General features: G+C 71.7%; 26 protein-coding genes. 14 read left to right on the plus strand and 12 right to left on the minus strand.

Going from position 1 to position 25,193, the window contains the following annotated elements; genetic code table 11:
* Nucleotides 1-367: 367 nt before the first annotated feature.
* Complete coding sequence (locus AGRA3207_RS35030) at nucleotides 368-1,201, minus strand: GNAT family N-acetyltransferase (protein ID WP_231331530.1); 834 nt, start codon at nucleotides 1,199-1,201, stop codon at nucleotides 368-370.
* A 51-nt stretch (nucleotides 1,202-1,252) separates the two neighbouring features.
* The gene (locus AGRA3207_RS35035) at nucleotides 1,253-2,152 is read right to left on the minus strand and encodes a phosphotransferase (RefSeq protein ID WP_231331531.1); all 900 of its coding nucleotides are present in this window, start codon (nucleotides 2,150-2,152) and stop codon (nucleotides 1,253-1,255) included.
* Nucleotides 2,153-2,507: 355 nt separating this feature from the next.
* Between AGRA3207_RS35035 and AGRA3207_RS35040 the strand changes: the two genes are divergently transcribed.
* Nucleotides 2,508-3,005, plus strand: a complete 498-nt coding sequence (locus AGRA3207_RS35040; protein ID WP_231331532.1) for a GNAT family N-acetyltransferase — start codon at nucleotides 2,508-2,510, stop codon at nucleotides 3,003-3,005.
* A gap of 147 nt (nucleotides 3,006-3,152) precedes the next feature.
* Nucleotides 3,153-4,202 carry an SGNH/GDSL hydrolase family protein gene (locus AGRA3207_RS35045; RefSeq protein ID WP_231331533.1) on the plus strand — a complete coding sequence of 350 codons (1,050 nt, stop codon included), beginning with the start codon at nucleotides 3,153-3,155 and terminating at the stop codon, nucleotides 4,200-4,202.
* On the opposite strand, the gene AGRA3207_RS35050 is transcribed toward AGRA3207_RS35045, so the two are convergent.
* Nucleotides 4,199-4,789, minus strand: a complete 591-nt coding sequence (locus AGRA3207_RS35050; protein WP_231331534.1) for a TetR/AcrR family transcriptional regulator — start codon at nucleotides 4,787-4,789, stop codon at nucleotides 4,199-4,201. The two genes, AGRA3207_RS35045 and AGRA3207_RS35050, sit on opposite strands and share 4 nt — an antisense overlap.
* Nucleotides 4,790-4,858: 69 nt before the next feature.
* Here AGRA3207_RS35050 and AGRA3207_RS35055 point away from each other — a divergent pair, with 69 nt between their 5' ends.
* Entirely contained in the window at nucleotides 4,859-5,434 is a 576-nt protein-coding gene (locus tag AGRA3207_RS35055) for a dihydrofolate reductase family protein (protein ID WP_231331535.1), read from the plus strand.
* Nucleotides 5,435-5,501: 67 nt separating this feature from the next.
* On the opposite strand, the gene ehuA is transcribed toward AGRA3207_RS35055, so the two are convergent.
* The 9 genes from ehuA to pip all read right to left on the minus strand — a co-directional run bounded on the left by ehuA (nucleotide 5,502) and on the right by pip (nucleotide 13,555).
* The gene (gene ehuA, locus AGRA3207_RS35060) at nucleotides 5,502-6,323 is read right to left on the minus strand and encodes an ectoine/hydroxyectoine ABC transporter ATP-binding protein EhuA (protein WP_231331536.1); all 822 of its coding nucleotides are present in this window, start codon (nucleotides 6,321-6,323) and stop codon (nucleotides 5,502-5,504) included.
* Nucleotides 6,310-6,963, minus strand: coding sequence for an ectoine/hydroxyectoine ABC transporter permease subunit EhuD (gene ehuD / locus AGRA3207_RS35065; RefSeq protein WP_231331537.1), 654 nt, complete (start codon nucleotides 6,961-6,963; stop codon nucleotides 6,310-6,312). Before ehuD ends, ehuA begins: the two co-directional genes overlap by 14 nt.
* Complete coding sequence (gene ehuC, locus AGRA3207_RS35070; protein WP_231331538.1) at nucleotides 6,963-7,682, minus strand: ectoine/hydroxyectoine ABC transporter permease subunit EhuC; 720 nt, start codon at nucleotides 7,680-7,682, stop codon at nucleotides 6,963-6,965. Before ehuC ends, ehuD begins: the two co-directional genes overlap by 1 nt.
* A gap of 4 nt (nucleotides 7,683-7,686) precedes the next feature.
* Nucleotides 7,687-8,580: an ectoine/hydroxyectoine ABC transporter substrate-binding protein EhuB gene (gene ehuB, locus AGRA3207_RS35075; RefSeq protein ID WP_231331539.1), complete on the minus strand. Its 894-nt coding sequence runs from the start codon at nucleotides 8,578-8,580 to the stop codon at nucleotides 7,687-7,689.
* Nucleotides 8,581-8,673: 93 nt separating this feature from the next.
* Entirely contained in the window at nucleotides 8,674-9,579 is a 906-nt protein-coding gene (gene thpD / locus AGRA3207_RS35080) for an ectoine hydroxylase (protein WP_231331540.1), read from the minus strand.
* Nucleotides 9,579-9,974: an ectoine synthase gene (locus AGRA3207_RS35085; protein ID WP_231331542.1), complete on the minus strand. Its 396-nt coding sequence runs from the start codon at nucleotides 9,972-9,974 to the stop codon at nucleotides 9,579-9,581. Before AGRA3207_RS35085 ends, thpD begins: the two co-directional genes overlap by 1 nt.
* A gap of 84 nt (nucleotides 9,975-10,058) precedes the next feature.
* Nucleotides 10,059-11,321 (minus strand): diaminobutyrate--2-oxoglutarate transaminase, encoded by a 1,263-nt coding sequence (gene ectB / locus AGRA3207_RS35090; RefSeq protein ID WP_231331544.1) that lies wholly within the window; start codon nucleotides 11,319-11,321, stop codon nucleotides 10,059-10,061.
* A gap of 82 nt (nucleotides 11,322-11,403) precedes the next feature.
* On the minus strand, nucleotides 11,404-11,946 hold the full coding sequence (gene ectA, locus AGRA3207_RS35095) for a diaminobutyrate acetyltransferase (protein ID WP_231331545.1): 543 nt from the start codon (nucleotides 11,944-11,946) through the stop codon (nucleotides 11,404-11,406).
* Between the two features lie 640 nt (nucleotides 11,947-12,586).
* The gene (gene pip, locus AGRA3207_RS35100) at nucleotides 12,587-13,555 is read right to left on the minus strand and encodes a prolyl aminopeptidase (protein ID WP_231331546.1); all 969 of its coding nucleotides are present in this window, start codon (nucleotides 13,553-13,555) and stop codon (nucleotides 12,587-12,589) included.
* A 288-nt stretch (nucleotides 13,556-13,843) separates the two neighbouring features.
* Between pip and AGRA3207_RS35105 the strand changes: the two genes are divergently transcribed.
* From AGRA3207_RS35105 to AGRA3207_RS35155, 11 genes are all read left to right on the plus strand, one after another.
* On the plus strand, nucleotides 13,844-15,562 hold the full coding sequence (locus tag AGRA3207_RS35105; protein ID WP_231331547.1) for a coiled-coil domain-containing protein: 1,719 nt from the start codon (nucleotides 13,844-13,846) through the stop codon (nucleotides 15,560-15,562).
* A gap of 686 nt (nucleotides 15,563-16,248) precedes the next feature.
* Entirely contained in the window at nucleotides 16,249-17,922 is a 1,674-nt protein-coding gene (locus tag AGRA3207_RS35110; protein WP_231331548.1) for a CTP synthase, read from the plus strand.
* Nucleotides 17,919-18,545, plus strand: a complete 627-nt coding sequence (locus tag AGRA3207_RS35115) for an NUDIX domain-containing protein (RefSeq protein WP_231331549.1) — start codon at nucleotides 17,919-17,921, stop codon at nucleotides 18,543-18,545. The genes AGRA3207_RS35110 and AGRA3207_RS35115 overlap by 4 nt, the downstream gene beginning before the upstream one ends.
* A 189-nt stretch (nucleotides 18,546-18,734) precedes the next feature.
* Complete coding sequence (gene xerD / locus AGRA3207_RS35120; protein WP_231331550.1) at nucleotides 18,735-19,637, plus strand: site-specific tyrosine recombinase XerD; 903 nt, start codon at nucleotides 18,735-18,737, stop codon at nucleotides 19,635-19,637.
* A gap of 101 nt (nucleotides 19,638-19,738) precedes the next feature.
* Nucleotides 19,739-20,650 (plus strand): ParA family protein, encoded by a 912-nt coding sequence (locus tag AGRA3207_RS35125; protein ID WP_420830830.1) that lies wholly within the window; start codon nucleotides 19,739-19,741, stop codon nucleotides 20,648-20,650.
* A 25-nt stretch (nucleotides 20,651-20,675) separates the two neighbouring features.
* Complete coding sequence (locus AGRA3207_RS35130; RefSeq protein ID WP_231331551.1) at nucleotides 20,676-21,314, plus strand: SecDF P1 head subdomain-containing protein; 639 nt, start codon at nucleotides 20,676-20,678, stop codon at nucleotides 21,312-21,314.
* Between the two features lie 25 nt (nucleotides 21,315-21,339).
* Nucleotides 21,340-22,215, plus strand: a complete 876-nt coding sequence (locus tag AGRA3207_RS35135; protein WP_231331552.1) for a segregation and condensation protein A — start codon at nucleotides 21,340-21,342, stop codon at nucleotides 22,213-22,215.
* Nucleotides 22,208-22,786 carry an SMC-Scp complex subunit ScpB gene (gene scpB, locus AGRA3207_RS35140; RefSeq protein WP_231331554.1) on the plus strand — a complete coding sequence of 193 codons (579 nt, stop codon included), beginning with the start codon at nucleotides 22,208-22,210 and terminating at the stop codon, nucleotides 22,784-22,786. Before AGRA3207_RS35135 ends, scpB begins: the two co-directional genes overlap by 8 nt.
* The gene (locus tag AGRA3207_RS35145) at nucleotides 22,783-23,514 is read left to right on the plus strand and encodes a pseudouridine synthase (RefSeq protein WP_231331556.1); all 732 of its coding nucleotides are present in this window, start codon (nucleotides 22,783-22,785) and stop codon (nucleotides 23,512-23,514) included. The genes scpB and AGRA3207_RS35145 overlap by 4 nt, the downstream gene beginning before the upstream one ends.
* 49 nt (nucleotides 23,515-23,563) lie before the next feature.
* Nucleotides 23,564-23,926, plus strand: coding sequence for a chorismate mutase (gene aroH, locus AGRA3207_RS35150; RefSeq protein WP_231331558.1), 363 nt, complete (start codon nucleotides 23,564-23,566; stop codon nucleotides 23,924-23,926).
* Between the two features lie 150 nt (nucleotides 23,927-24,076).
* Nucleotides 24,077-25,156, plus strand: a complete 1,080-nt coding sequence (locus AGRA3207_RS35155) for a prephenate dehydrogenase (RefSeq protein ID WP_231336495.1) — start codon at nucleotides 24,077-24,079, stop codon at nucleotides 25,154-25,156.
* Nucleotides 25,157-25,193: the final 37 nt, after the last annotated feature.

Consider the following 25,193-nt stretch of genomic DNA (forward strand, 5'->3'; position numbering starts at 1 on the left):
AGGCCGCCGAACCGCCGCACACCGTGTTCCCGGGTCCCCGGCTCTCCGCGTCCCCGCGTCCCCGCGTCTCCCGGGTACACCGTGTTCCCGGGTCCCCGGCTCTCCGCGTCCCCGCGTCCCCGCGTCTCCCGGGTACACCGTGTTCCCGGGTCCCCGGGTCTCCGAGTCCCGGCTCTCTGGTTCTCCGGCTCTCTGGGTCCCCGGGTCTTCGCGTCTCCGGATCCCCGCGTTCTCACGCTCCCGCGTCCCCAGGTCCTCGGAGTCCCCAGACTCTTCGCGTCTCCGGGTTCCCGGGTTCTCGGGTCTCCGCGTTCTCGGGAGCCGGGGTCTCTGGGAGCCTCGGTCTCCGGGGTTCGTGGGTCTGGGGTCAGGTGAACGCGACGATGGACCACGTGCGGGCGGCGCGGTAGCCGAGCCGGCGGTATACGCCGTTGCTCGTCGTGTTCGCGGCGTCGGCGAACAGGACCACGTCGTTCGCGCCGTCCCGCAGGGCCGAGGCCGTGACGGCGGCGGTCACGGCGGCGCCGTACCCCCGGCGGCGCCACCGCGCGGGCGTGTAGACCGGCGCGACCCGTGCCACGCCCGCCGCCGCCCGCGTCCGCCCGGCCATGGCCACGGAGGTCCCGTCCACCTCCCACAGGAGGAGTCCGCCGTATCCGAGCTTGTCGTCGATCGCCGCCGAGGCCGGGCCGCCGGGCTCGCCCGTGTCCGCGGTGAAGGCCGCGTACCAGTCGATCAGCAGTCCGCGGTCGGGGCCGTACGCGACGCGCGCGGCGCCCCGGGGCATCGGGTCCGGGTGCCGGAGGCGGTCCAGCCGGTACAGGGACATCCGTCTACGCACCGTGGCCGTGGCGCCCGTGCGCCGCGCCCACGCGTCCGCGAAGCCCTCCGCGGTCGGCTCGCCCGCGTTGACCGCCGTCAAGGACACGCCGCGCGAGCGCAGCTCCTCAGCCAGTTCGCGGGCGGCCCGAACCGCCAGCGCGCTGAGCAGCAAGGGACGTGTCCCGGTGAGCACGAACGCCCCGCCGGTGCCCGCCCCCTCCGACCACCAGCCGAACTTCACCGCAGGGCCGTCCCGGCCGCTGGTGCGAAGGCTCCCGAGCACGGTGAGCAGCACCGTGTTGCCAATGGGGTCCTCACGCAGGAACGTCTCCGCGCCCGCGGCGAACTCCTCGGCGTCGTCCGTCAGCGTCCAGCCCATCCCCCATGATGGGAGTCCGCTTCTTGTGGCCGCATCCTGTTTTCCGCCGTGTCACGGCCTCAGCTTGAAGAAGGCCGCGTTGCGCTCCTCGTGGTAGGCGAGATCGTCCTCGTCGTGCTGGACGCCGCGCCGCCTGGCGAGCTCGAAGTAGGCGGCCTCCCGGCGCAGCCGGTGCCGGATGAGCTGGGCCACGGTCTCGTCGTCCATGGGGCCCGCGGTGCCGCCCGCCCGGTGGTAGTCGGCGACGAAGCGGCGCCGCTGCTCCTGCGTCCCGGCGGGCGCGTCCGTCCATTCCAGGGCCGCCGCGGCGACCTCGTATTCGGGGGCCGCGACGAAGCACTCGTCCCAGTCCAGGACGGCGACGAGGCGGCCGCCGCGGGCGAGGGTGTTGGCGGAGTAGTAGTCGCCGTGGACGACCTGCCGCGCGGTCCCCCGGCCGTGGAAGGCCGCCAGCCACCGGTCGAGGGCGGGGTCGGCGAGCCCCGGCACGTCCTCGGGCGGCTTGCCGTCCATGCCGGTCGCCGCGAAGGACGCCGCCGGGCGCGGCGGGGGGCGGTACGACGCCAGCGCGCGGTGCAGCCGGGCGAGGACTCCGGCGGCCAGCGTCCGCATGCCGGGATCGTCCTCGTCGGGCCACTCGCCCTCGACGTGCGGCCACAGCGACAGGGGGCGGCCGTCCACCCGGACGACCGTGGCGCCGTCCCGGGCGCGCAGCGGCGCCACGGCCTCGGGCATCCGCGCCGCCGCGTGCGCGGCGACCGCGTGGCACCACTCGGTCTCGGCCTCGCCCCGCCAGGCGGGGCTGACGCGCACCACCACGTCGCCGAGGCGGTAGGCGGCCGACTCCTCGCCGCCGAACAGGCGCTCGGCGGGGCCGCCCGCCGGGTGGCCCCACGACCGCCGGACCGCCTCCCGCATCGGGCCGGTCAGCGGGGTCTCGGCGTAGATCATGCGGCTCCTTCTCTTGCGGGTCCACCGATCGGCGGACGGGACGTCCAGCCGGTCGCCGCCGCGGCGCGGCGGGGTCCGGCAGCATCGTCACCAGGAAGAGTCTTCCTGTACGCGCCGCCCGGTGGAGCGCGGGGGCACCCCGGAGCGTCATCAACGGTCGGTTCCTGCGCTCATGTTCTGCCTCGGCGCGGGCGACGCGATGGCGGGCAGATGCACCTGCTGCGCGTCTCCCCGCTCTCGGCGTTGGCGACCGCATTCACGCGGTGGTGCGGCGGGGCACGGGACGTCGCCCTGCCGGTGACGGCGCCGCCCTGACGGCCTCGGAGGGACCGGCGCGGGGTCCTACGATCGCGGTATGGAGCACGAGGTGCGCCTGGCGGGCCCTGCGGATTTCGCGGACCTGCCGGCGATCGAGGATTCGGCGGACCCGATGTTCGCCCCGCTCGGGATCGTCTTCCCGCCGGGGCCGACCGTCGTCGAGCAGCTGACCGGCACGGACGCGGAGATCCTCGTGGCCGGGGACCCGCCGGTGGGGTTCGCCGCCGTCGGGCGGGTGGACGGCGCCGCGCACCTGGAGCAGATCTCGGTGCGGGGCGATCTGGTGGGCCGGGGGATCGGCGTCCGGCTGCTGAAAGCCGTCCTGGACCGCGCGGCGGCCGCCGGGTCGCCGGGCGTCAGCCTGCTGACGTTCCGGGACGTCCCCTGGAACGGGCCCTGGTACGCCCGGCACGGATTCGCCGAGCTCCCCGAGGAGCGCTGGGGGCCGGGTCTGCGTGCCCACTGGGACGCCGAGATCGAGGCGGGCCTGCACGACCTCGGCCCGCGCGTCGTGATGTGGGCGCCGTCCGCCTGAGCGCCTCCGGCCGGGCGCCCTCCGCGCGTATCGTGGGCCCGTGGGACGCGGCTGACCCCGCCCGTGTCCCTGAAATAAATCTACAACGTAAAGGCGGGAACCCGTGGCGCCCCGCGGACGTCTGCCCGATGGAGCCGAAGGAGAGCGATGACGAGCCCGGGGTCGTGGGTGCGATGGGTGCGGGGCCGTCTCGGCGAGCGGGGTCTCGCCGTCGCGGCGATGGCGGGGCTGCTGGCGCTCGGGGGCGTGCCCCTGGTGGCGCTGCCCGCCGTCCGGTGCGAGGTGTTCGGCGGCGGCTGCCGTGAACCCCGGCCTGAGGAGGTGCGCGCCGATCCGGTGTCGGCGCCCGGGAAGGGCCTCACCCCCGTCGAGGCCGCGACGTGGGGGTCCTACGTCGCGCTCGGCGACTCCTACTCCGCCGGTGTCGGCGCCGAAGCGTCCATCGCCGACCAGAACCCCCTTGAGCGCTGCCACCGGACGTCCAAGGCGTACTACCACGAGGTCTCCAAGGCGTTCGCCTTCCCGAAGGGCTCCGCGTTCTGGGCGTGCTCCGGGGCCACCACCGCGGACGTGCGGGACGGCCGGCACGGCGAGCCCTCGCAGCTCGGGCGGATCGGCGCCGACACGAGCCTCGTCACGATGAGCGTCGGGGGCAACGACATCGGCTTCTCCAAGGTCGTCGCCGGGTGCGTGGTGAAGCTCCCGTGGAGCGGTAGCTGCACCCGGCAGGGCGGTGACATCGCCGGGAAAATGTCGGATCTGCGCCGCAACCTGCCCGCGCTGATCGCCGAGGTGCACGCCCGCGCGCCGCGCGCCCGGATCGTGCTGATGGGCTACCCGAAGGCGTTCTCCGAGGTCAAGGGCACGAGCGGCGACAACATCAGCGTGACCGAGCAGCAGTGGCTGAACGCGCGCGCCTACGACCTGGGCCAGCTCGTCCGGCAGGCCGCCGCCGAGGCGGACGCGCGGATCGCCGCCCGGCGCGGGCAGGGCAGCGTCGAGTTCGTCGACGCCTACAGCGCCTTCGCCGGACACGAGGTGGGCAGCTCCGACCCGTACATGAACGGCCTGACGCTGAACCTGTCGGCATTCCAGGCCGAGGCGCGCAGCTACCACCCGACCGTGAACGGCCAGCACGCCCTCGCCGGCCTGTTCATCGAGCAGATCAAGAAGGGCCCCGGCCGCCGGCTCTCCTAGCGGGGCCGGGTCTCCTCGCGGGGGAGCGCCCGCTCCACGGCCTCGCCGACGAGCCGCCGCACGTCCTCCTCGGCGAACACCCCCGGCAGGGTGAGGTGCTCGACGATCAGCCAGTTCAGCGCGAGGTACAGGAGCCGGACCGAGGTGGCGTCACCGGGCATCCCCGACGCCAGGTGCCGCGCGACGTTCTCCTCCACGTCCTCCCGCACCCGCTCGGTCAGGACGGCGCGGAGCTCCGGACGCCGGGTCGCCTCCAGCCGCAGCTCCAGCAGCGCGAGGTAGCCCGTCCGGTACGCCGAGATCCTCCCGACCGCGTCGCGGAGCAGCGCGGTGACCTGGGCGACGTCGCGGGGCCCCTCCGCCATCCCGCCGAGCGTCGCCGCGTCCGGCTGGAGCCGCTCGTAGATCCGCCCGCCCGCCTGCGTGAACAGGTCGTCCCGTCGGGCGAAGTAGTTGGAGGCCGTGCCGATGGGCACCCCGGCCTCCGCGTCGACCGCGCGGAACGTCAGCCCGCGGGCACCCTCCCTGGCCAGCACCTCGATCGCGGCGTCCACCAGGGCCGCCCTGCGCTCGGCGTTCTTGCGCACTTGACACCACTCCGCTTGTAGTACTACGTTCAAACCACTTCAAGTAGAGTACTATAAACGGAGTCGATAATGCGCGCGCTCGTCTATTACGTCGGGATCAGTCTTGACGGTTACATCGCCGGTCCCGGCGGGGAGATCGACTTCTATCCCGTCAGCGACCAGATGATGCGCTGGATCACCGAGAGCTACCCGGAGACCCTCCCCACGCACATCCGCTCCAAGCTCGGCCTTGAGGACGCGCCGAACCGGCGGTTCGACACCCTCGTCATGGGCCTCGGCACCTACCGGCCCGCCCTTGACATCGGCGTGACCAGCCCGTACGCGCACGTCCGCCAGTACGTCGCGTCCACGACGCTGCCGGAGATCGCCGATCCCGCCGTGACGCTCGTCCGCGACCCCCTCGGCCTGGTCCGCTCCCTCAAGGCCGCGGACGGTGACGGCGACATCTGGCTCGCCGGTGGCGGCCGGCTCGCCGCGTCCCTGCTGCCCGAGATCGACGAGCTGATCATCAAGACCTACCCGGTGGTCGCCGGCGCCGGCGTCCCCGTCTTCGCGGGCGGGTTCGGGCCGGCCCCGTTCACCCCCACGGCCCGCGAGGAGTTCGACAACGGCACCCAGGTCACCTGGCTCGCCCGCACCGGCTGAGCCCGGGATCGCCCGCGTCCCCGGGGCGACGGGGACACGGGCGACGCTCGGGTCGGGCCGGGAGCCGCTAGGAGGCGAGCACGGCCTGGAGGAAGTCCCGGGTGCGCTGCTCGGACGGCTCACCGAAGATCTGCTCCGGGGGGCCCTCCTCGACGATCTGCCCCTCGTCGAACATCAGGACCCGGTCGGAGATGTCCTTGGCGAAGGTCATCTCATGGGTGACGCACAGCAGCGTCAGGTCGCTCTGCCGGGCGATGTCGCGCAGCAGGTCCTGGACGCCGACGACGAGCTCGGGGTCGAGCGCGGACGTCACCTCGTCCAGCAGCAGCACCCTGGGCTCCATCGCCAGCGCCCGCGCGATCGCCACGCGCTGCTGCTGCCCTCCCGACAGCTGCGACGGATGCGCGTCGATCTTGTCGGAGAGGCCGACCATGTCGAGCAGGCCCCGCGCGCGCTCGACCGCCTCGTCCTTGGGCACCCCGAGCACACGCACCGGCCCCTCGGTGAGGTTGCGCAGCACGTTCATGTTGGGGAACAGGTTGAACTGCTGGAACACCATGCCGATCCGCTTGCGCATCTCGTGCAGGTGCTTCTGGTTCGCCGGGACGCGTTTGTCGCCGCGGTCCATGTGCCACAGCGTGTCGTCGCCGACCCAGATGAGGCCCTCGTCGGGTCTCTCCAGCGTCATCAGCAGCCGCAGGATCGTGGTCTTGCCCGACCCGCTCGGCCCGATGAGCGTGACCCGCTCGCCCGGCGCGACGGTGAAGTCGAGGCCGCGGAGCACGACGTTGCCGCCGAACCGCTTGACGACCTTCTCGAAGCGGATCCCCGGGGCGTCGCCGTGCGGCAGGACCGCGCCCTTCTCTGGTGGGGTGTCAGTTGGTGGCATAACGCCTCTCCAGGCGGCGGACGAGGATCGAGGAAATGACGCTGACCACGATGAACAGGACGCCCACCATGGTCATCGGCTCCAGGTACTCGAAGGTCCTGGACCCGATGGACTGCGCGGTGCTGAGCAGCTCGGTGACGCCGATCGCCAGCAGCAGCGGCGAGTCCTTGAACATCGCGATCAGGTAGTTGCCGAGCGTCGGGATCACCTTGCGGACCGCCTGCGGCAGCACGACGTCCAGCCACACCCGCGACCTCGGCAGGTTCAGCGCGGTCGCCGCCTCCCACTGCCCGCGCGGGACGTCGGAGATGCCCGCCCGGTACACCTCGGCCGTGTAGGTCGAGTAGTGCACCCCCAGGGTGATCACCCCGGCGGTCAGCGACGAGAGCGTCACCCCCCACACGGGCATGACGTAGTAGACGAAGAACAGCTGCGGGATCAGCGGGGTGCAGCGGATGAACTCGGTGACCCACCGCACCGCCTGCCGGACGAGGACGTTGGGCGTGCGGCGCAGCAGCGTCCACACCAGGCCGAGCAGCACGGCGATCACGTAGCCGAGCAGCGTCGCGACGACGGTGTAGCGCAGGCCCCTCAGCAGGTCGGGGATGATGTCGCCGGTGTAATGCCAGTCCCATTCCATCAGCTGGACACCCCCGCTCCGGGCGCGCCCGCCGAGATCGTTCCCAGCGAGGGCTCACGGGAGGGGCGCCGCCCGAGCATCCGGTCGACGCGGCGCTCGGCGAGGCGGACGAACTGCTGCAGCACCTGCGCGACGACGAAGTACAGGACGAGGACCACGGTGAACGCGGCGACGGTCTCGCCCGTGCTGCCCTGCAGATTCCTGGACACCTTGGTCAGGTCGACGAGGCCGACCAGCGAGACGATCGCCGTCCCCTTCATCAGCTCGATGAGCAGGTTGCCGAACGGCGGCAGCATCAGCGCGAACCCCTGCGGGAGCAGCACCCGCCGCAGCCGCTGGAAGGGCGTGAAGTTCAGCGCGACCGTCGCCTCGTACTGCGCCCGCGGCACCGCCTTGATCGAGCCGCGGACCACCTCCGCGCCGTAGGCGCCGACGTTCAGGCCGAGCGCGAGCACCGCCGCGACCATCGTCGAGGTGAGCTTGATGCCGACCAGGGGCAGCGCGTAGAAGAACCAGTACAGCAGGACGAGCGTCGCGGTTCCGCGGAAGAACTCCACGTAGATCCGGTTCAGCGCGCGGACCCCGCCGTGCCGCGAGGTGCCCGCCAGCCCGAAGACCAGCGCGAGCACCAGCGCCACGCCGCTGCCGTAGACGGTGAGCTGAAGGGTGAGCCACGCGCCCTTCAGCCACTGCTCGTAGCCGTCGAGGACCTCTGACACCCGATCAACCCTTGCAGAACTTGGCGGCGGTGTCGTCCGGGGCGGGGATCTCGGCCTGGGTGAACCCGAACGGCTGGATGATCGGCAGCAGCCGGCCGCCCTTCTTCAGCTCGGCGAGCTTGCCGTTGAAGGCGTTCAGCAGCTCGGTGTCGGCCTTGCGGAACGCGAACGCGCCGGCGCCGAGCTGCTCCTTGCCGTCGATGACCGGCGTGAACGGGGGGGTGACCTCGTACGGCTCGCCCTGGTGCTTGGACAGCAGGTCGGCCAGTGAGATGCGGGTCAGCCAGATGCAGTCGATGCGCCCGGACTTCAGTCCCTCGAAGGCGCTCGCCTGGTCGGGGAAGACCTTGACGTCGCCCTTCTTGACGCCGCTCTTCTCGGCGTACCCCTGCTCGACGGCGCCTTCCAGAACGCCGACCTTCGCGCCCTTCTTGCCGGGATCGTCCTGCTTCGTCAGCCCCTTGGGGTTGCCCTTGCGGACCATGAAGGCGCTCTTGGCCACGTACTCGGGGTCGGAGAACGCCACCGAGCCGCAGCGCTCGGGGGTGATGAACATCCCTGCCGCGATCACGTCGAACCGCTTGGCGTTGAGCCCGCCGATGAGGCCGGCGAAGTCGACCTGGACGCCCTCCACCTTGCCGATGCCGAGCTCCTTGAAGACCACCCGTGCGAGCTCGGGCGCCTCCCCGGTCAGCTTGCCCGACTTGTCGGTGTAGCCGTACGGGGCCTCGTTGGCGAAGCCGACCGTGATCTTGCCCGCGTCCTTGGCCTTCTGCAGCGAGCCGCCGCCCGACTTCTCCTCGTCCGGATCCGTCGTGGAGCAGCCCGCCGCGGCCAGCGGGACGGCGGCGGACAGCAGCACGGCGGTGCGGAGGAAGTCGCGTCTCGAGGAAGTCATCGTTGAACTCCTGGAAGGTGCGCCACCGCGCCCGAGGGGGGCCGGAGCCCCCCGCGGGCGCGGGGCCGATGGGTCGGGGTTATCGAATTGTTGTCAGGCGACCGGCGTGAAGTCGCGCGCCCCGATGAACGAGGGACGCGGCGCGGGCGCTGAGAACGGCTCGACGCACGTGTTCTCGACGCTGTTGAACACGATGAACACGTTGGAGCGGGGGAACGGGGTGATGTTCCCATTCGAGCCGTGCATGCAGTTGCAGTCGAACATGGTCGCCGAGCCCGCCGGGCCCGTGAACAGCTCGATCCCGTGCTTGTCGGCCAGGATCGACAGGCTGTTGGGGTCGGGTGTGCCGATCTCCTGGCCGCGCAAGGACTCCTTGTAGTGGTCGGACGGGGTCTCCCCGACGCAGGCCACGAACGTCTTGTGCGAGCCAGGCATGATCATTAGCCCGCCATTGTGCACGAAGTTCTCGGTGAGCGCGATGGAGATGCTCACCGCGCGCATACGCGGCATGCCGTCCTCGGCGTGCCAGGTCTCGAAGTCCGAGTGCCAGTAGAAGTCCTTGCCGGTGAACCCCGGCTTGTAGTTGACCCGGCTCTGGTGCACGTAGACCTCGGAGCCGAGGAGCTGCCGGGCCCGTCCGACGACGCGGGGGTCGCGGACGAGCGTGGCGAAGACCTCGCTGATCTTGTGGACCTCGAAGATGGAGCGGACCTCGTCCGACCCGCGCTCGGTGACGGTGCGCTCGTCGGCCAGGATCTCGGGGTCGGAGGCCAGCCGGCGCAGCTCGGCGCGGTAGTCCTCCACCTCCGCCGGCGCGAGCAGCTCCTGGACCGACAGATAGCCGTTCGCGTCGAACGAGTCGAGCGTGGCGGCGTCGATGGGGCCGTCCTGCGGGCCGCCGTACACGACCGGGTCCTGCCGGTACAGCAGCGCGGCCTCGGCGGCCTTGCGGGTGGGGTAGGCGTCGTCGATCGTCGGGTGGGACTCGATGATGCTCATCAGGCGTCCTCCTCGGTGAGCAGCGGGTAGATGCCGTTCTCGTCATGGACCTCCCGGCCCGTGCAGGGCGGGTTGAAGACGCAGACGGTCCGCACGTCGGTGTGAGCACGCAGCGTGTGGTGCTCATGCCCGTCCAGCAGGTACATCACTCCGGGTTCGATGCGGTGCTTCTCGCCGGTCTCCTCATTGATCAGCTCCCCCTGACCGCCGATGCAGTACACGGCCTCCACATGGTTGGCGTACCACATCTTCGTCTCGGTGCCGGCGTACAGGATGGTCTCGTGCAGCGAGAACCCCACGCCCTCCTTGGCCAGGACGAAACGGCGGCTGCACCAGGTCTCGGCCTGGACGTCGCGCTCGGTGCCGATGATCTCGTCAAGGGAACGAACGATCATGAATCTCCTCTTTCGCAGATGCCGGGCCGGTCTCTTGTGGGGGAACGACCCCCACACCCCTGAAACGGGCGGTTCCGGGGCAGGTCAGACCGAGACCGCCGTGCGGACGGCCTCGACCGACTCCGCGATGATCTCCAGGCCGCGGCCGAGGTCGGCCTCGGTCGTGGTGAGCGGCGGCAGCAGCTTGACCACCTCGCTCTCCGGTCCCGAGGTCTCCATCAGCAGCCCGCGGTTGAACGCCTCCGCGCACACCTTCGGCGCCAGGTCGGCGTCCGACATGACCAGGCCCCAGGCCATGCCGCGGCCGCGGACCGAATCGACGGCCCCGGCGTGCGCGAGCGCGATCTGGTCGAGCGCCGTCTCGATCTGCTGGCCCTTGGCGAGGGTCTGCTTCTCCAGCCCGGCGCCGGTCCAGAAGTCCTCCAGCGCGGCGACGGCGGTCACGAACGCGGGGTTGAAGCCGCGGAAGGTGCCGTTGTGCTCGCCGGGCTCCCACACGTCCAGCTCACGGCGCAGCAGAGTGATCGCGAACGGCAGCCCGTAGCCGCTCAGCGACTTGGACAGGCAGACGATGTCGGGGACGATCCCGGCGTCCTCGAAGCTGAAGAACGGACCGGTGCGGCCGCAGCCCATCTGCACGTCGTCGACGATGAGCAGGATGTCGTGCCGCCGGCACAGGTCCTGCAGGCCCCGCAGCCACTCGGCGGTGGCGACGTTGATGCCGCCCTCGCCCTGCACGGTCTCCACGATCACGGCGGCGGGCTTGTCCAGCCCGCTGCCGCTGTCCTCCAGCATCGTCTCGAACAGCAGGAAGTCGGGCGTCCGGCCGTCCAGGTAGTTGTCGTAGGGCATCGCGACGCCGTGCCCGAGCGGCACGCCCGCGCCGATCCGCTTCATCGAGTTCCCGGTGACCGCGAGCGCGCCGAGGGTCATGCCGTGGAAGGCGTTGGTGAAGCTCACGACCGTCTCACGGCCGGTGTACTTGCGCGCCAGCTTCAGCGCGGCCTCCACCGAGTGGTTGCCCGCCGGGCCAGGGAACTGCACCTTGTAGTCGAGACCGCGCGGGGCGAGCACGTAGTCGTTGAACCGTTCCAAGAAATCGCGTTTCGCGGCCGTGTACATGTCCAGGCCGTGCACGACGGCGTCACCGGCGAGGTAGTCCATCAGCCGGCGTTTGAGCTGCGGGTGGTTGTGCCCGTAGTTGAGCGTCCCCGCACCGGCGAAGAAATCCAGGTAGGTGCGTCCGTTCTCATCGGTCATGTGACTGCCCCGGGCGGTCGTGAACACCGTGGGCCAGCCTCTGCAGTAGCCGCGGACTTCCGATTCCATACGGGCGAAAACGTCCATGATCTGCCTCCGGCAGGTGTGGATGGGAGCGGGGTCTGTGCGGGGTCGGTGAGGGGCCGGGCCTGACGCCGCGGACGCGCGGTCAGCCCGCGGCGGTGAGCGGCCCGATCCGAAAGAGGACCTCCGGCTCGTGTCCCTCTTCGGGGAAGTGCTCCGCCCCGAACAGCGGGCCGCGGACGAGGGCGCCGCCGTGGTCACGGGCGAACGACTCGAACATCGCGGCGGAGGCGGTGTTCCCCGGCGTCACGGTCGCCTCCATGAAGCGGTGCCCGCGGGGGACCAGCCGTGCGGCGAGCCGGTCCAGCATGCGCCGGGCCAGCCCCTGTCCGCGGTGGGCCTCGTCGACGGCGACCTGCCAGACGAAGAACGTGTCCGGGCTCGACGGCCGGACGTAGCCGGTGACGAACCCGCAGGGGACGCCGCCGTCACGCGCCACCACGGACGTCTCGGCGAAGTCGCGGCACCACAGCGCGTAGCTGTAGGGCGAGTTCACGTCCAGGACGCGGGTGTCACGGGCGATCCGCCAGAGCCCGGGGCCGTCGGCGAGGCTCGGCTCCTGGAGTTGCACGTCCGCGTTCGTCTCGTCGGGGCGTCGGGTCGGTGATTCCAGGGATTGCGCAGCCATATCCAGGCAACTTAGCGAACCCCGCGAGGTGATCGTTCTGGAATGTTATCTGCAGGATGTTTGATCCACAGCCGTAACGGGTATGGCAGTACGCTTGCTAAATCCGGGGGTATTTCGGCCATGTTACGGCGGACCCCAAGCGTGCATTTCCCCGCGCTACGCAGGCGGGACTGCGGAATGGGCCGTCGGTACCTCTAGTGGTCGACCTGCGGGTCACTCTAGTGAATCCCCCGAGTGATGGGAGTGGTTTTGTGTATCAGTTGTGTGAGGTGAATCACTGAGATTCGCTGACAACGCGGCCCTGTGTGCGGGCGTCGTCACATGTCTGCGGAGGTCGGGCCGGTCGCGCGCGTCCTGGGGCGGATGGGGATCAAGGCGCCCACACGGGTTGCGGGACGGACGTCACACTCTCCCCCGATCAACACTTGGCTTATATCTGAGTAAGGCTTCACTTGCCTGCTGGTAAGTGAAGCGGTGATTTCGGATCGTCCTGGCAACGGTTCGTGCTCTCCAGGATCACGCAAGTCCTAGGTCCATTCCGGGCCCGCTCCCTGCTCCGCCGCGGCGGCCCCGGAATGACGGCTTGCCGCATCCGGTCAGACGGCGCTCGGCGTCCTTCCAGAATGCTTCCAGCGGACATTCAGCGATCGTTCTTGAAACGGTCGGTCGCCTCGACCAGACGGTGCAGGATCCCCGGCTCGCTGTAGGCGTGCCCGGCGTCGTCGACGATGTGGAACTCCGCCTCCGGCCACGCGCGGTGCAGATCCCACGCCGTCGCGACCGGCGTGCACACGTCATAGCGGCCCTGGACGATGACGGCCGGGATGTGCCGGATCTTGCCCACGTCCCGGATCAGCTGCTCGTCCTCGAAGAAGCCCCCGTTGACGAAGTAATGGTTCTCGATGCGGGCGAACGCGACCGCGTAGTCCGGCTCTTCGAACTCGCCCGCGATCGCCGCGTCCGGCCGCAGCGTGATCGTCGAGCCCTCCCACGTCGCCCACGCCTTGGCCGCGGCGACCCGCACCTCCCGGTCGGGCGAGTTGAGCCGCTCGTGGAAGGCGGACATGAGGTCCTCCCGCTCGTTCTCCGGGATTGGCGCGACGTACCTCTCCCACAGGTCGGGGAAGATGAGCGACGCCCCCTCCTGGTAGAACCAGTACAGCTCGAACGGCCGCAGCGTGAAGACGCCCCGCAGCACCAGCTCCGTGACCCTCTCCGGATGGGTCTCCGCGTACGCCAGCGCCAGCGCGCTGCCCCAGCTTCCCCCGAACACCAGCCAGCGCTCGATGCCCAGGAACTCGCGCAGGCGCTCCATGTCCGCGACGAGGTTCCAGGTGGTGTTCGCCTCCAGCGACACCTCCGGGTCCTTGGCGTGCGGGAGGCTCCGCCCGCAGTTGCGCTGGTCGAACAGCACGATCCGGTACGCATCCGGGTCGAACTGCCGGCGATGCGCCGGGCTGCACCCGCCGCCGGGCCCGCCGTGCAGCATCACCGCGGGCTTCCCGGCGGGGTTCCCGCAGACCTCCCAGTAGATCCGGTCTCCGTCGCCGACGTCGAGCAGCCCGGAGTCGTACGGCTCGATCGGCGGGTACAGGGTGCGAGGCTCCATGGGGCGTGATTGTTCCACCGGAGCCCCCCTCCGCCGCGTTCCCGCGCCCTCGAAATGTGACCCGCCGCACCGTCGGAACGGCCGTCCGGGCCCCGCTCGGGCGTTGATCAGGCGTCCGGCGTGCGCGAACGCGCCACGAGGATCACGAAACTAAACCCCAAACTGGGCAAACGCTGCGCGGCTCGGCACTAGAGTGCCTTTCGTGAGCGAAGCGACGAGCCGCAGGGCGAGGAGTGAAGCGAGCACCATGTCCATGGCAGCCCCGCAAGCCGCCAGGCGAGGAACAACGTGAGTGAGCTGAACGGATCGGGTGGTTCGCGCGGGGTCCCGGACGCGGGCTCCCCCTGGCCCGCGATGGGGCGCGACCCCGGCAGGGGGACCGACGTGCCCGTCCCTGCCGCCCAGCAGCCGATACAGATGACCAAGCCCCAGCTGCCCGGCGAGCCGGCGCTCCCCGAGCCGCGCCCCGAGACCGAGAAACCCGAGGCGCAGCCCTGGGACATCGTCGAGCGGCTCCGCCAGATGGCCGACCTCATCGGCGACGCCCTCGCCGCCGGTGAGCGCAAGGTCAGCGAGGCGCAGACCGAGACCGCCGCGCAGGTCGCCGCCGTCCAGGCCGAGAAGGAGTCGGCGCAGCGCGATGCGGCCGCCGCCTGGGGTGAGGTGCAGCGCGCCCGGGGTCAGGCAGAGCAGGCCGACCGCCGCGCCGTCGAGGCCGAACGCCGCGTCGCCGAGGCGCAGACCGAGACCGCCGCGCAGGTCGCCGCCGTCCAGGCCGAGAAGGAGTCGGCGCAGCGGGACGCGGCCGCCGCCTGGGGTGAGGTGCAGCGCGCCCGGGGTCAGGCAGAGCAGGCCGACCGCCGCGCCGTCGAGGCCGAACGCAAGGTCGGCGAGGCCGAGCGCCGCGCCGCCGAGGTGCAGAACGAGGCCGTCACCCAGATCGCCGCGCTCCAGACGGAGAAGGAGTCCGCCCAGCGCGACGCGGCCGCCGCCTGGAACCAGGCCCAGCAGGGCCGCGCGCAGGCCGACCAACTGCGCGGCCAGGCGGAACAGGCCCGCGTCCAGGCCGACCAGGCGCGCACGCAGGCCGACCAGGCCCGCGCCCAGATGGAGCAGTTCAAGGCGCAGGTCGAGCAGGCCGAACGCCGCGTCGCCGAGACCGAGGCCACCGTCCGGCAGGCGATCCAGCAGCGCGACGCCATGAGCGAGGCCCGCGACGACGCCCTCCGCGCCGTCGAGGACGCCGTCGGCGGCCGCCGCTCCGCCGAGTCCGAACGCGACCGCGTCAGCGAACAGGCCGCGGAGCTGTCGCGCGCCCTGGAGAACGCGCACAGCGAGCTGGCGACCCTGCGCGCCAAGGTCACCGACGCCGAGATGACCGCCCAGAACCTCCAGCACGCCGTCGTCTCCGCGGGCAAGGAGGCCGACGAGAGCCGCCGCCGCGCCGAGGCCGCCGAACGGCGCGCCCAAGAGAACGAACGCCGCGCCCAGGACGCCGAACGACGCGCGCAAGACGCCGAACGACGCGCCCAGGAGGCCGCCGCCCGCGCCGACGCCGCCGAGACCGAGCGGCAGCAGGCCCTCGACACCGCCGCGCAGTCACTGGAGGCCGCCAAGAAGGCCGAACGCGAACGCGACGTCAACGCCAAAGCCAGAGAGTCCGCCGAACGCACCCGTGAGGCCGCCGTCCAGGCCCAGGCCCGCGCCGAGTCCGAGCTGACCCTCGCCCGCGGCCGCGCCGACCAGGCCGGCCGAGAACGCGACAAGGCCGTCGCCGGGATGCGCCAGATGGCCGCCGAACGCGACGCCGTCGCCGAGAAGCTCGCCGAACGCGACCAATGGGTCGACCAGCTCGCCCAGGCCGTCACCGAACAGCGCGCCTCGATCGCCGAACTCTCCCAAGAGCGCGACGCCGCCCGCAACGCCGCCGACCAGGCCCGATCCCTGATCGACGAACTCACCCGCCAACTAAGAACCATCATGCCCACAGCCGCTCCGAGACTCTAAGCATTGCCCTCGGCGTCGGGCCTCGGCGGCCCTCCTTCCACGGACAATGCAGTGATCGCTGTGTTGACTGCGGAGCCCTCGGCGTCGGGCCTGGGGGCCCTCCTTCCACGGGCGCCGCGGTGATCGCTGCATCGCTCCGAACTCGCCCCAGGGGGCTCGCTGCGCGATCAGTTGCTCGCAAGCTCGCAACTGCCTCCGGACGCGATCACCGTGTTCACCGCAGTGCCCTTGGCGGTCGGGCCTGGGGGCCCTCCCTTCGGCGGGCACTGCGGTGATCGCTGCATCGCTCCGAACTCGCCCGGGGGGCTCGCTGCGCGATCAGGTTCTGGCTTCGCTCGAACCTGCCTTCGGACGCGATCACACGCTCGGGGCGCTGGGGCTGAGGCAAGGGCCGGGGTTGGTGCGTTTGTCCGGCGTAGTTCGGGCGCTGAGGTTGGCCACCGAGATCCGCCAGGGCCCAAGCCTGAGGGACCGGGGGGCGTTGCGATCGCGTGCGAAGCCAGGTTCGAGCTTGCGAGAACCTGATCGCGCAGCGAGCCCCTGGGCGAGTCGGAGCGATGCAGCGATCGCCGCATTGTCCGTGGAAGGGAGGGCGCTCAGCGCCCGACCGCCGAGGACAATGCAATAAGCTGGTGCTCCGTGGACAGGGGGTCTGTTCCGCCTCGCAACGACCACGGGAGCGTTTCTTGCCTTCGGCAGCGACTGGTAGCACTCGGTCTACCAAGCATCTCTTCGTCACCGGCGGTGTCGCCTCTAGCCTCGGCAAGGGACTGACCGCGTCCAGCCTTGGGCGGCTTCTGGCGCTTCGTGGCCTGCGGGTCACCATGCAGAAGCTGGATCCCTACCTGAACGTCGACCCGGGGACGATGAACCCCTTCCAGCACGGCGAGGTGTTCGTCACCGACGACGGCGCCGAGACCGATCTGGACATCGGGCATTATGAGCGGTTCCTGGACACGGAGCTGCACGGGTCCGCGAACGTCACCACGGGCCAGGTGTACTCGAACGTGATCGCCAAGGAGCGGCGCGGCGAGTATCTCGGGGATACCGTGCAGGTCATTCCGCACATCACGAACGAGATCAAGGACCGGATCCGGGGCATGGCCGCCGATTCGGAGGTCGACATCGTGATCACCGAGGTCGGGGGGACGGTCGGGGACATCGAGTCGCTGCCGTTCCTGGAGTCCGTGCGGCAGATCAGGCACGAGATCGGCCGTGACAACTGCTTCTTCCTGCACGTGTCGCTGCTGCCCTACATCGGGCCGTCCGGTGAGCTGAAGACCAAGCCGACGCAGCACTCGGTCGCGGCGCTGCGGTCCATCGGCATCCAGCCCGACGCGATCGTGTGCCGGTCGGACCGGCCGATCACCGACGGGCTCAAGCACAAGATCAGCCTGATGTGCGACGTGGACCGGGAGGCGGTGGTGTCCGCGGTCGACGCGGCCAGCATCTACGACATCCCGAAGGTGCTGCACTCCGAGGGGCTGGACGCCTACGTGGTGCGGCGCCTCGGGCTGCCCTTCCGCGATGTCGACTGGGGGGCCTGGGACGAGCTGCTGCGGCGTGTCCACAAGCCCGCGCGCGAGGTCACGATCGCGCTGGTCGGCAAGTACATCGACCTGCCCGACGCGTACCTGTCGGTCACCGAGGCGCTGCGGCACGGCGGGTTCGGCAACGACGCGCGGGTCCGCATCCGGTGGGTGAAGAGCGACGACTGCGAGACCCCCGAGGGCGCCAAGCGCGAGCTGGACGGCGTGGACGGGGTGCTCGTCCCGGGCGGGTTCGGGGTCCGCGGCATCGAGGGCAAGCTCGGCGCCATCCGGCACGCCCGCGAGAACCGGGTCCCGCTGCTCGGCATCTGCCTCGGCCTGCAGTGCATGGTGATCGAGGCGGCGCGGGCGCTCGGTGGGCTCGCCGACGCGGGTAGCGCCGAGTTCGACGCGACCACGGCGCATCCCGTCGTGGCGACGATGGCGGACCAGCTCGACGTCATCGCGGGGGAGCGCGACATGGGCGGGACGATGCGGCTGGGGCTCTACCCGGCCGACCTCGCCGAGGGCTCGTCCGTCCGGGACCTGTACGGGGAGGCGAAGGTCTCCGAGCGGCACCGGCACAGGTACGAGGTCAACAACGCCTACCGTGAGCGGCTGGAGCGGGCGGGATTGCGGTTCTCCGGCCTGTCCCCGGACGGGCGGCTCGTCGAGTACGTCGAGCTGCCCCGCGACCAGCATCCGTTCTTCGTCGGAACCCAGGCGCATCCGGAGTTCCGGTCCCGGCCGACCCGCCCGCATCCGCTGTTCACCGGGCTGGTGTCCGCGGCCCTCGACTACGCCGAGGCGCGCGGGGAGGTCGCCCCGTGAGCGGGCCCGTGCGCGACGTCCCGGAGCGGTGGACGGTCACCGGCCGGGAGACCGTGTTCGAGGGGCATGTGTTCGATGTCCGCCGTGACCAGGTGGAGATGCCGCGCGGTGACGGCGTCGAGGTCGTCGGGCGGGACGTGATCGTGCACCCGGGCTCCGTCGGCATCCTCGCCCTTGATGACCGGGACCGTGTGCTGCTGCTGCGCCAGTACCGGCACCCCGTCGGCCACCTGCTGTGGGAGGCGCCCGCCGGGCTCCGCGACGTCGCGGGGGAGCCGCTGCACAAGCTCGCCGAGCGGGAGCTGCTGGAGGAGGCGGGGTACCGCGCCGACCGCTGGGACACCCTCGTGGACGTGTTCCCCTCGTCCGGCATGTCGGACGAGCGGGTCCGGATCTTCCTCGCCCGGGACCTCACCGAGGTGCCCGCCGAGGAGATCGACTTCGAGCGGGTGCACGAGGAGGCGGACATGCCGGTCGTGTGGGTCCCGCTGGAGGAGGCCGTCCGGAAGGTGCTCACGGGGGAGGTGCACAACATGGTCGCCGCGGCGGGGATCCTCGCCGCGCACGCCGCCCGCGCCGGCGGCTACCGCGACCTGCGGCCCGTCGACGCGCCCGAGGGCTGACGGGCCCGCCCGGGGGGATGAGGTCTCCCGGGGTCGCGGGAGGGGGCATGATGGGCACGACCGGTACGGCCGACCGGCCCCGCCCAGAGCGTCAGAAGAGGTGCCGCACTGTCCACGAGCACGACCGGCCGGAGCGCCGCGTCGCCCCCCGCGGAGGACGCCGGCGCGGGTTCCCCGCTTGACTCGGCCGTGCGCACCTATCTCGGGCACCTCGCCGTCGAACGCGGGCTGGCCGCCAACACCCTCAGTTCCTACCGCCGTGACCTGCGCCGTTACGCGCTCGTCCAGGACGCGCGGGGACGCGTGTCCGTCGGGGAGATCACCGAGGACGACGTGCGGGCGTTCCTGGTGGGGCTGCGCGAGGGCGACGAGGACCATCCGCCGCTGTCGGCGGGCTCGGCGGCGCGGGCGCTCGTCGCCGTCCGCGGGCTGCACCGGTTCGCGCTGCGGGAGGGCCTCAGCGCGGGCGACCCCGCCCACGACGTGAAGCCGCCGACGCCGCCCCGGCGGCTGCCCAAGGCCATTTCCCTGGACGAGGTCGAGCGGCTCCTCGCCGCGTCCGACGGCGGCGAGGACACCGCCCGCGGCCTCCGCGACCGCGCGTTGCTGGAGGTGCTGTACGGGTCCGGCGCCCGGATCTCCGAGGCCGTCGGCCTGGACGTCGACGACCTCGACCTGCGGGATGGATTCGCCCGTGTCGCGGGAAAAGGGGGGAAGACCCGTATCGTTCCTATCGGCGACTATGCGAGGCAGGCGGTGGACGCCTATCTCGTCCGCGCACGCCCCGCGCTCGTGCGCGCGGGACGCGGCGTCCCCGCGCTGTTCCTCAACGCGCGCGGCGGGCGGCTCTCCCGGCAGGGCGCCTGGATGGTGCTGCGCGCCGCCGCCGGACGTGCGGGCCTGTCGGACGTCTCCCCGCACACGCTGCGGCACTCCTTCGCCACCCACCTGCTGGACGGCGGCGCCGACGTGCGCGTCGTCCAGGAGTTGCTCGGACACGCCTCCGTGACGACCACACAGGTCTACACTCTGGTCACGGTGCAGCTGCTGCGCGAGGTCTACGCCACCTCGCATCCCCGCGCGCGGAGCTGACAATTCCCGACGATCGGCGCGCGTCGGCTTGAGCCGCGGGAGGCGGGGGCTTAGAGTCCCCGTTCTGGATGGCGTTTCCGGCCCGTCCGGGGAGGGATCTGGTGACCAACACAAAGGGTGCGGAGGGAGTGCTCTCCTCCGCCACCATAGAGACCGATCCGAGTCGGGCCCTCGGCCCCACTCAGCGACCCGTGCCCGTCTTCCCGGAACCCGAACCGCCCGCGGAACACGGACCGGCGCGGATCGTCGCCGTCTGCAACCAGAAGGGCGGCGTCGGCAAGACGACCACGACCATCAACCTGGGCGCGGCGCTCGCCGAGTACGGCCGCCGCATCCTTCTCGTGGACTTCGACCCGCAGGGGGCGCTGTCGGTCGGGCTCGGCAAGGGCGACCCGCGCCAGCTCGACCTGACGATCCACAACATGCTGCTGGAGAAGGACACCGAGTGGGAGGACGTCGTCATCGAGACCGGCGTCGACGGCATGGACCTGCTGCCCAGCAACATCGACCTGTCGGGCGCCGAGGTCCAGCTCGTCCACGAGGTCGGGCGCGAGTACATCCTCCAGCAGTCGCTGAAGTCGGCCGTCCCGCACTACGACTACATCCTCATCGACTGCCAGCCGTCGCTCGGCCTGCTCACCATCAACGCGCTGGCCGCCAGCGAGGGCGTGCTGATCCCGCTGGAGTGCGAGTACTTCGCGATGCGCGGCGTCGCGCTGCTGATGGAGACCATCGACAAGGTGCAGGGGCGGATCAACCCCGAGCTGGTCATCGACGGGGTCCTCGGCACCATGTACGACTCCCGCACCCTGCACACCCGCGAGGTCCTCGGCCGCATCGTCGAGGCGTTCGGCGACAAGGTCTTCCACACCGTCATCAACCGGACCGTGCGGTTCCCCGACGCGACCGTCGCGGGCGAGCCGATCACCTACTTCGATTCGAACTCGATGGGCGCGAACGCCTACCGCGGCCTCGCGCGGGAGGTCCTCGTGCGGTGGGCGGACGCCGAGTGAGGGACCGCCGCCGGTAGGGATCGAGATGGCCCAGCCCCCCGGAACGCCGTACGGGCCTCGACCGCCCGGCGCCTTCCCGCCGCCACCGCCCCCGCCCGCACCGCGCGGCCCGGGGCGTCTCCTCGTCGTCCTGTCCACCGTGGCCGCCGTGGTGCTCCTGCTGATCGCGAGCGTCGCCGGCTACCTGCTCCTGCGGGACGGGGACGCCGACGCCGAGATCTCCGGTCCCGCCGACCTGCGCCAGCCGCTGGTGTTCCAGCAGGTCGAGGCGGTCACCCGCCCGCCCTGCGCCGCCGGGACGCTCCCCGACACCAAGGGCACCTCCTGCTACCGGGCGGCCTCCGGCGGCATGTCCGTGACGCACGTCAAGGACATTAGGGTGGCCGCGCCCGACGCCGCGACCGGCCAGACGCAGTGGGGCGTCCTGCTGAAATTGGACACCGCCGACGCGGCCGGGTTCGCGCGGCTCAGCGGGCAGGCCGCGCAGAACCCGCAGGGTTCCCCGTCCCGGCAGATCGCCATGGTCACCGGCGGGACGGTCCTGGCCGCGCCGGAGATCGCCGGCGGCCCGATCACCGGCGGCGCCCTGACGATCAGCGGCCGGTTCACCCAGGCCGAGGTGCGGGACCTGATCCGCCGGATGACCGGGCGCGAGACCTCCTGAGGTGGGCTCCGCTACCGTGAGCGGCGTGGACGAGACGCCGCCGAACCCCGGCGAGGGCGAGGACGAGCACGGGTTCCGCGTCCACCTGGACAACTTCGAGGGCCCCTTCGACCTGCTGCTGGGGCTGATCTCCAAGCACAAGCTCGACATCACCGAGGTGTCGCTGCACAAGGTCACCGACGACTTCATCGCCCACATCCGCTCCTTCGGCAAGGAGTGGGACCTCGACCAGGCCAGCCACTTCCTGCTGGTCGCCGCGACCCTCCTGGACCTCAAGGCGGCGCGGCTCCTGCCGTCGGGGGAGGTCGACGACGAGGAGGACCTGGCGCTGCTGGAGGCCCGCGACCTGCTGTTCGCGCGGCTCCTGCAGTACCGCGCGTACAAGGAGGTCGCGAAGGTCATCGCCGGGCGCATCGCCGACCAGAACCGGCGGTTCCCGCGGCTGGTGCCGATGGAGCCGAAGTTCGCCAACCTGCTGCCGGAGGTGCTGCTCGGCCTCGGCCCGGAGGAGTTCGCGCGCCTGGCCGCCAAGGCCCTCGCACCCAAGGCGCCGCCGTCGGTGTCGGTCGAGCACATGTACCAGCCGAGGGCCAGCGTCAAGGAGCAGGCCGCGATCGTCGTGGAGCGGCTGCGGCGGCTCCGCACGACGACGTTCCGGGTCCTCGCCGCCGACGCCGAGGGCACCTACGAGGTCGTCGCCCGGTTCCTGGCTCTGCTGGAGCTGTACCGCGAGCGGGCGGTCACCTTCGAGCAGCTGGAGCCGCTCGGCGAGCTGCACGTCACCTGGACCGGCGCCGACGACGGCGACGTCGAGGTCGGCGACGACTACGAGGGCTCCCGCGAGCCGGACAAGGACGGCGCGCCCGACGGGCGCGGCGAGGACGGGGTGGACGATGACTGACGGGCCCGCCGGGGACGGCCACCCCGAGCTGCCCGGGTTGCGGGCGTCGATCGAGGCGATCCTGCTGGTCGTGGACGAGCCGGTCGCCGAGATCACCCTCGCGCAGCTGCTGGAGCGGCCCCGCGGCGAGATCGCGGCGACCCTGCGGGAGCTGGCCGCGGAATACACTGGGCAGGGCCGGGGGTTCGACCTCCGGGAGGTCGCCGGCGGCTGGCGGTTCTACACCCGGGACGTGTGCGCCCCGGTCGTGGAGCGGTTCGTCACCGACGGCCAGCAGGCGCGGCTCACCCAGGCCGCGCTGGAGACGCTCGCCGTCGTCGCCTACCGGCAGCCGGTCAGCCGCGCGCGGGTGTCGGCGATCCGGGGCGTCAACAGCGACGGCGTCATGCGGACGCTGACGCTGCGCGGCCTGATCGAGGACGCCGGGCAGGAGCCGGAGACGCAGGCGCACCTCTACCGCACCACCGGGTACTTCCTGGAGAGGCTGGGCCTGCGCGACCTCGGTGAGCTGCCCGAGCTCGCCCCCTACCTTCCCGACGACCTGCCAGAAGACATAGTTGAGGACACGTGAGCGACAACGAGGGCGTGCGGCTGCAGAAGGTCCTGGCCGAGGCCGGGATCGGCAGCCGCCGCCACTGCGAGGAACTGATCGGCGAGGGCCGCGTCACCGTCGACGGCAAGAGGGTGTTCCGGTTCGGTGAGCGCGTCGACCCCCGCCGCGCCGTCATCCACGTCGACGGCCGGCGCGTCGAGACCCGCGCCGAGATGCGCTACTACGCGATCAACAAGCCGCGCGGGGTGGTGTCCACCATGGCCGACGAGCGCGGCCGCAAGTCCCTCGCCGAGTTCGTGGACGTCCCCGAGCGGCTCTTCCACGTCGGCCGCCTCGACACCGACACCGAGGGCCTGATCCTGCTCACCAACGACGGGGAGCTGTCGCACCGCCTCACCCACCCCTCCTACGGGGTCTCTAAGACCTACCTCGCCGAGGTGCACGGGCCGATCCCGCGCGACCTCGGCAGGCGGCTCAAGGCCGGGGTGACGCTCGACGACGGCCCCGCGAAGGCCGACGCGTTCCGCATCTTCGACCAGGCCGGGCGGCGCGTCCTGGTCGAGATCACCCTGCACGAGGGGCGCAAGCACATCGTCCGGCGGCTGCTGAAGGAGGTCGGCTTCCCGGTGCAGCAGCTCGCCCGGGTCGAGTTCGGGCCGATCAAGCTGGGCTCGCTGAAGCCGGGCACGATGCGCGCCCTCACCGTCCGGGAGGTCGGCGAGCTCTACAAGGCCGTGGGACTGTAGAGGGGCACCGACGAGCAGGGCCGGAGACCACCGACGGAGGGGGACGACAGTGGCGGTACGCGCGGTCAGAGGGGCGACGCAGATCGACGCCGACGACCGGGACCAGATCCTGGAGGCCACGACGGAGCTGGTCACCGAGGTGATGGCCCGCAACGCGCTCGGCACCGACGACGTCATCAGCGTGATCTTCACGGTCACGCCGGACCTGACGGCGGAGTTCCCGGCGCTCGCCGCGCGCAAGCTCGGCTTCCACGACGTCCCGCTGCTGTGCGCGACGGAGATCGGCGTCCCGCACGCGCTGCCCCGCGTGATCCGCCTGATGGCGCACGTCGAGACCGCGCGGCCCCGCGCCGACGTCCAGCACGTCTACCTGCGGGGCGCGACGGCGCTCCGGCTGGACATCGCGCAGTAGTGCGCCATGGGTGGGGTGCGGTAGTGCACCAAGGGTGGGGTGCGGTAGTGCACCCCTAGGCGGAGGCCGGTGTTCAACTGCGCGCCCGGGAGTGGTGCGGCAGCGCGGGCGGGTGCTCGCCGCCGATAGGGTGACATGGTGGACGAGGAGATGGCCGGCCGGCGCGTCGTCGTGGTCGGCACCGGGCTGATCGGCACGTCGATCGCGCTGGCGATGCGCGAGCGCGGCGCCGAGGTGCTGTTGACCGACCGGGACGCGGCGGCGCTGTCGCTGGCCGTGGAGCTGGGCGCGGGGGATCCGCTCCCCGACGGCGGTCCCGGCGGTCCCGCCGATCTCGCGGTGCTCGCGGTGCCGCCCGCCGCGGTGGCCGTGACCCTTCTGGACGCGCAGAAGCGCAGCCTTGCCACCGCCTACACCGACGTGGCGAGCGTGAAGGCGCTGCCCTTGGAGCAGGCCGCCGAGCTGGGATGTGACCTGTCGGTGTTCGTCGCGGGCCACCCCCTGGCGGGCAGCGAGCGGTCGGGGCCGTCGGCGGCCCGCGCGGACCTGTTCCTCGGACGGCCCTGGGCGCTGTGCGCGCCGCCCGAGGCCACGCCCGCGACGGTCGAGATCGTCACCGCGCTGGCGCGGGGCTGCGGCGCGACGCCCGTCCCGGTGGCGGCCGCCGACCACGACCGGGCGGTCGCGCTCGTCTCGCACGCCCCGCACGTGGTGTCGGCCGCCGTCGCCGCCCGGCTGACCGGCGCCGACGACGTGGCGCTCGGCCTGTCCGGGCAGGGCGTCCGGGACGTCACGCGGATCGCCGCGAGTGATCCCCGGCTGTGGATCGGCATTCTGTCGGCCAACGCGGCGCCCGTCGCCGACGTGCTGGAGGCCGTCGCCACCGACCTGGCCGTTGCGGCGTCGCTGCTGCGCGACGGCAGCGAGGAGGCCGCCACCCATGTCGCCGACCTGCTGCTGCGCGGGAACGCGGGCCGGTCGCGCATCCCGGGCAAGCACGGCGGCGACCAGTCCGCGTACGCGACCGTCCAGGTGGTCATCCCCGACCGCCCCGGCGAGCTGGCGATGATCTTCCAGGCGGCGGGGATCGCCCGGGTGAACATCGAGGACGTCACGATCGAGCACTCGCCCGGCCGTCCGCTGGGCGTCCTGGAGATCGCGGTCGTCCCGGAGGAGGCCGAGCGGCTGGCCGCCGAGCTCCGCGCCCGGGGCTGGTCGGTTCCGGGCTAGCCCGGCGCGGCCCGGCCGGTCGGTCCCGGGGGCGCCG

It is taken from the genome of Actinomadura graeca (genome assembly GCF_019175365.1).
Classification (GTDB): domain Bacteria; phylum Actinomycetota; class Actinomycetes; order Streptosporangiales; family Streptosporangiaceae; genus Spirillospora; species Spirillospora graeca.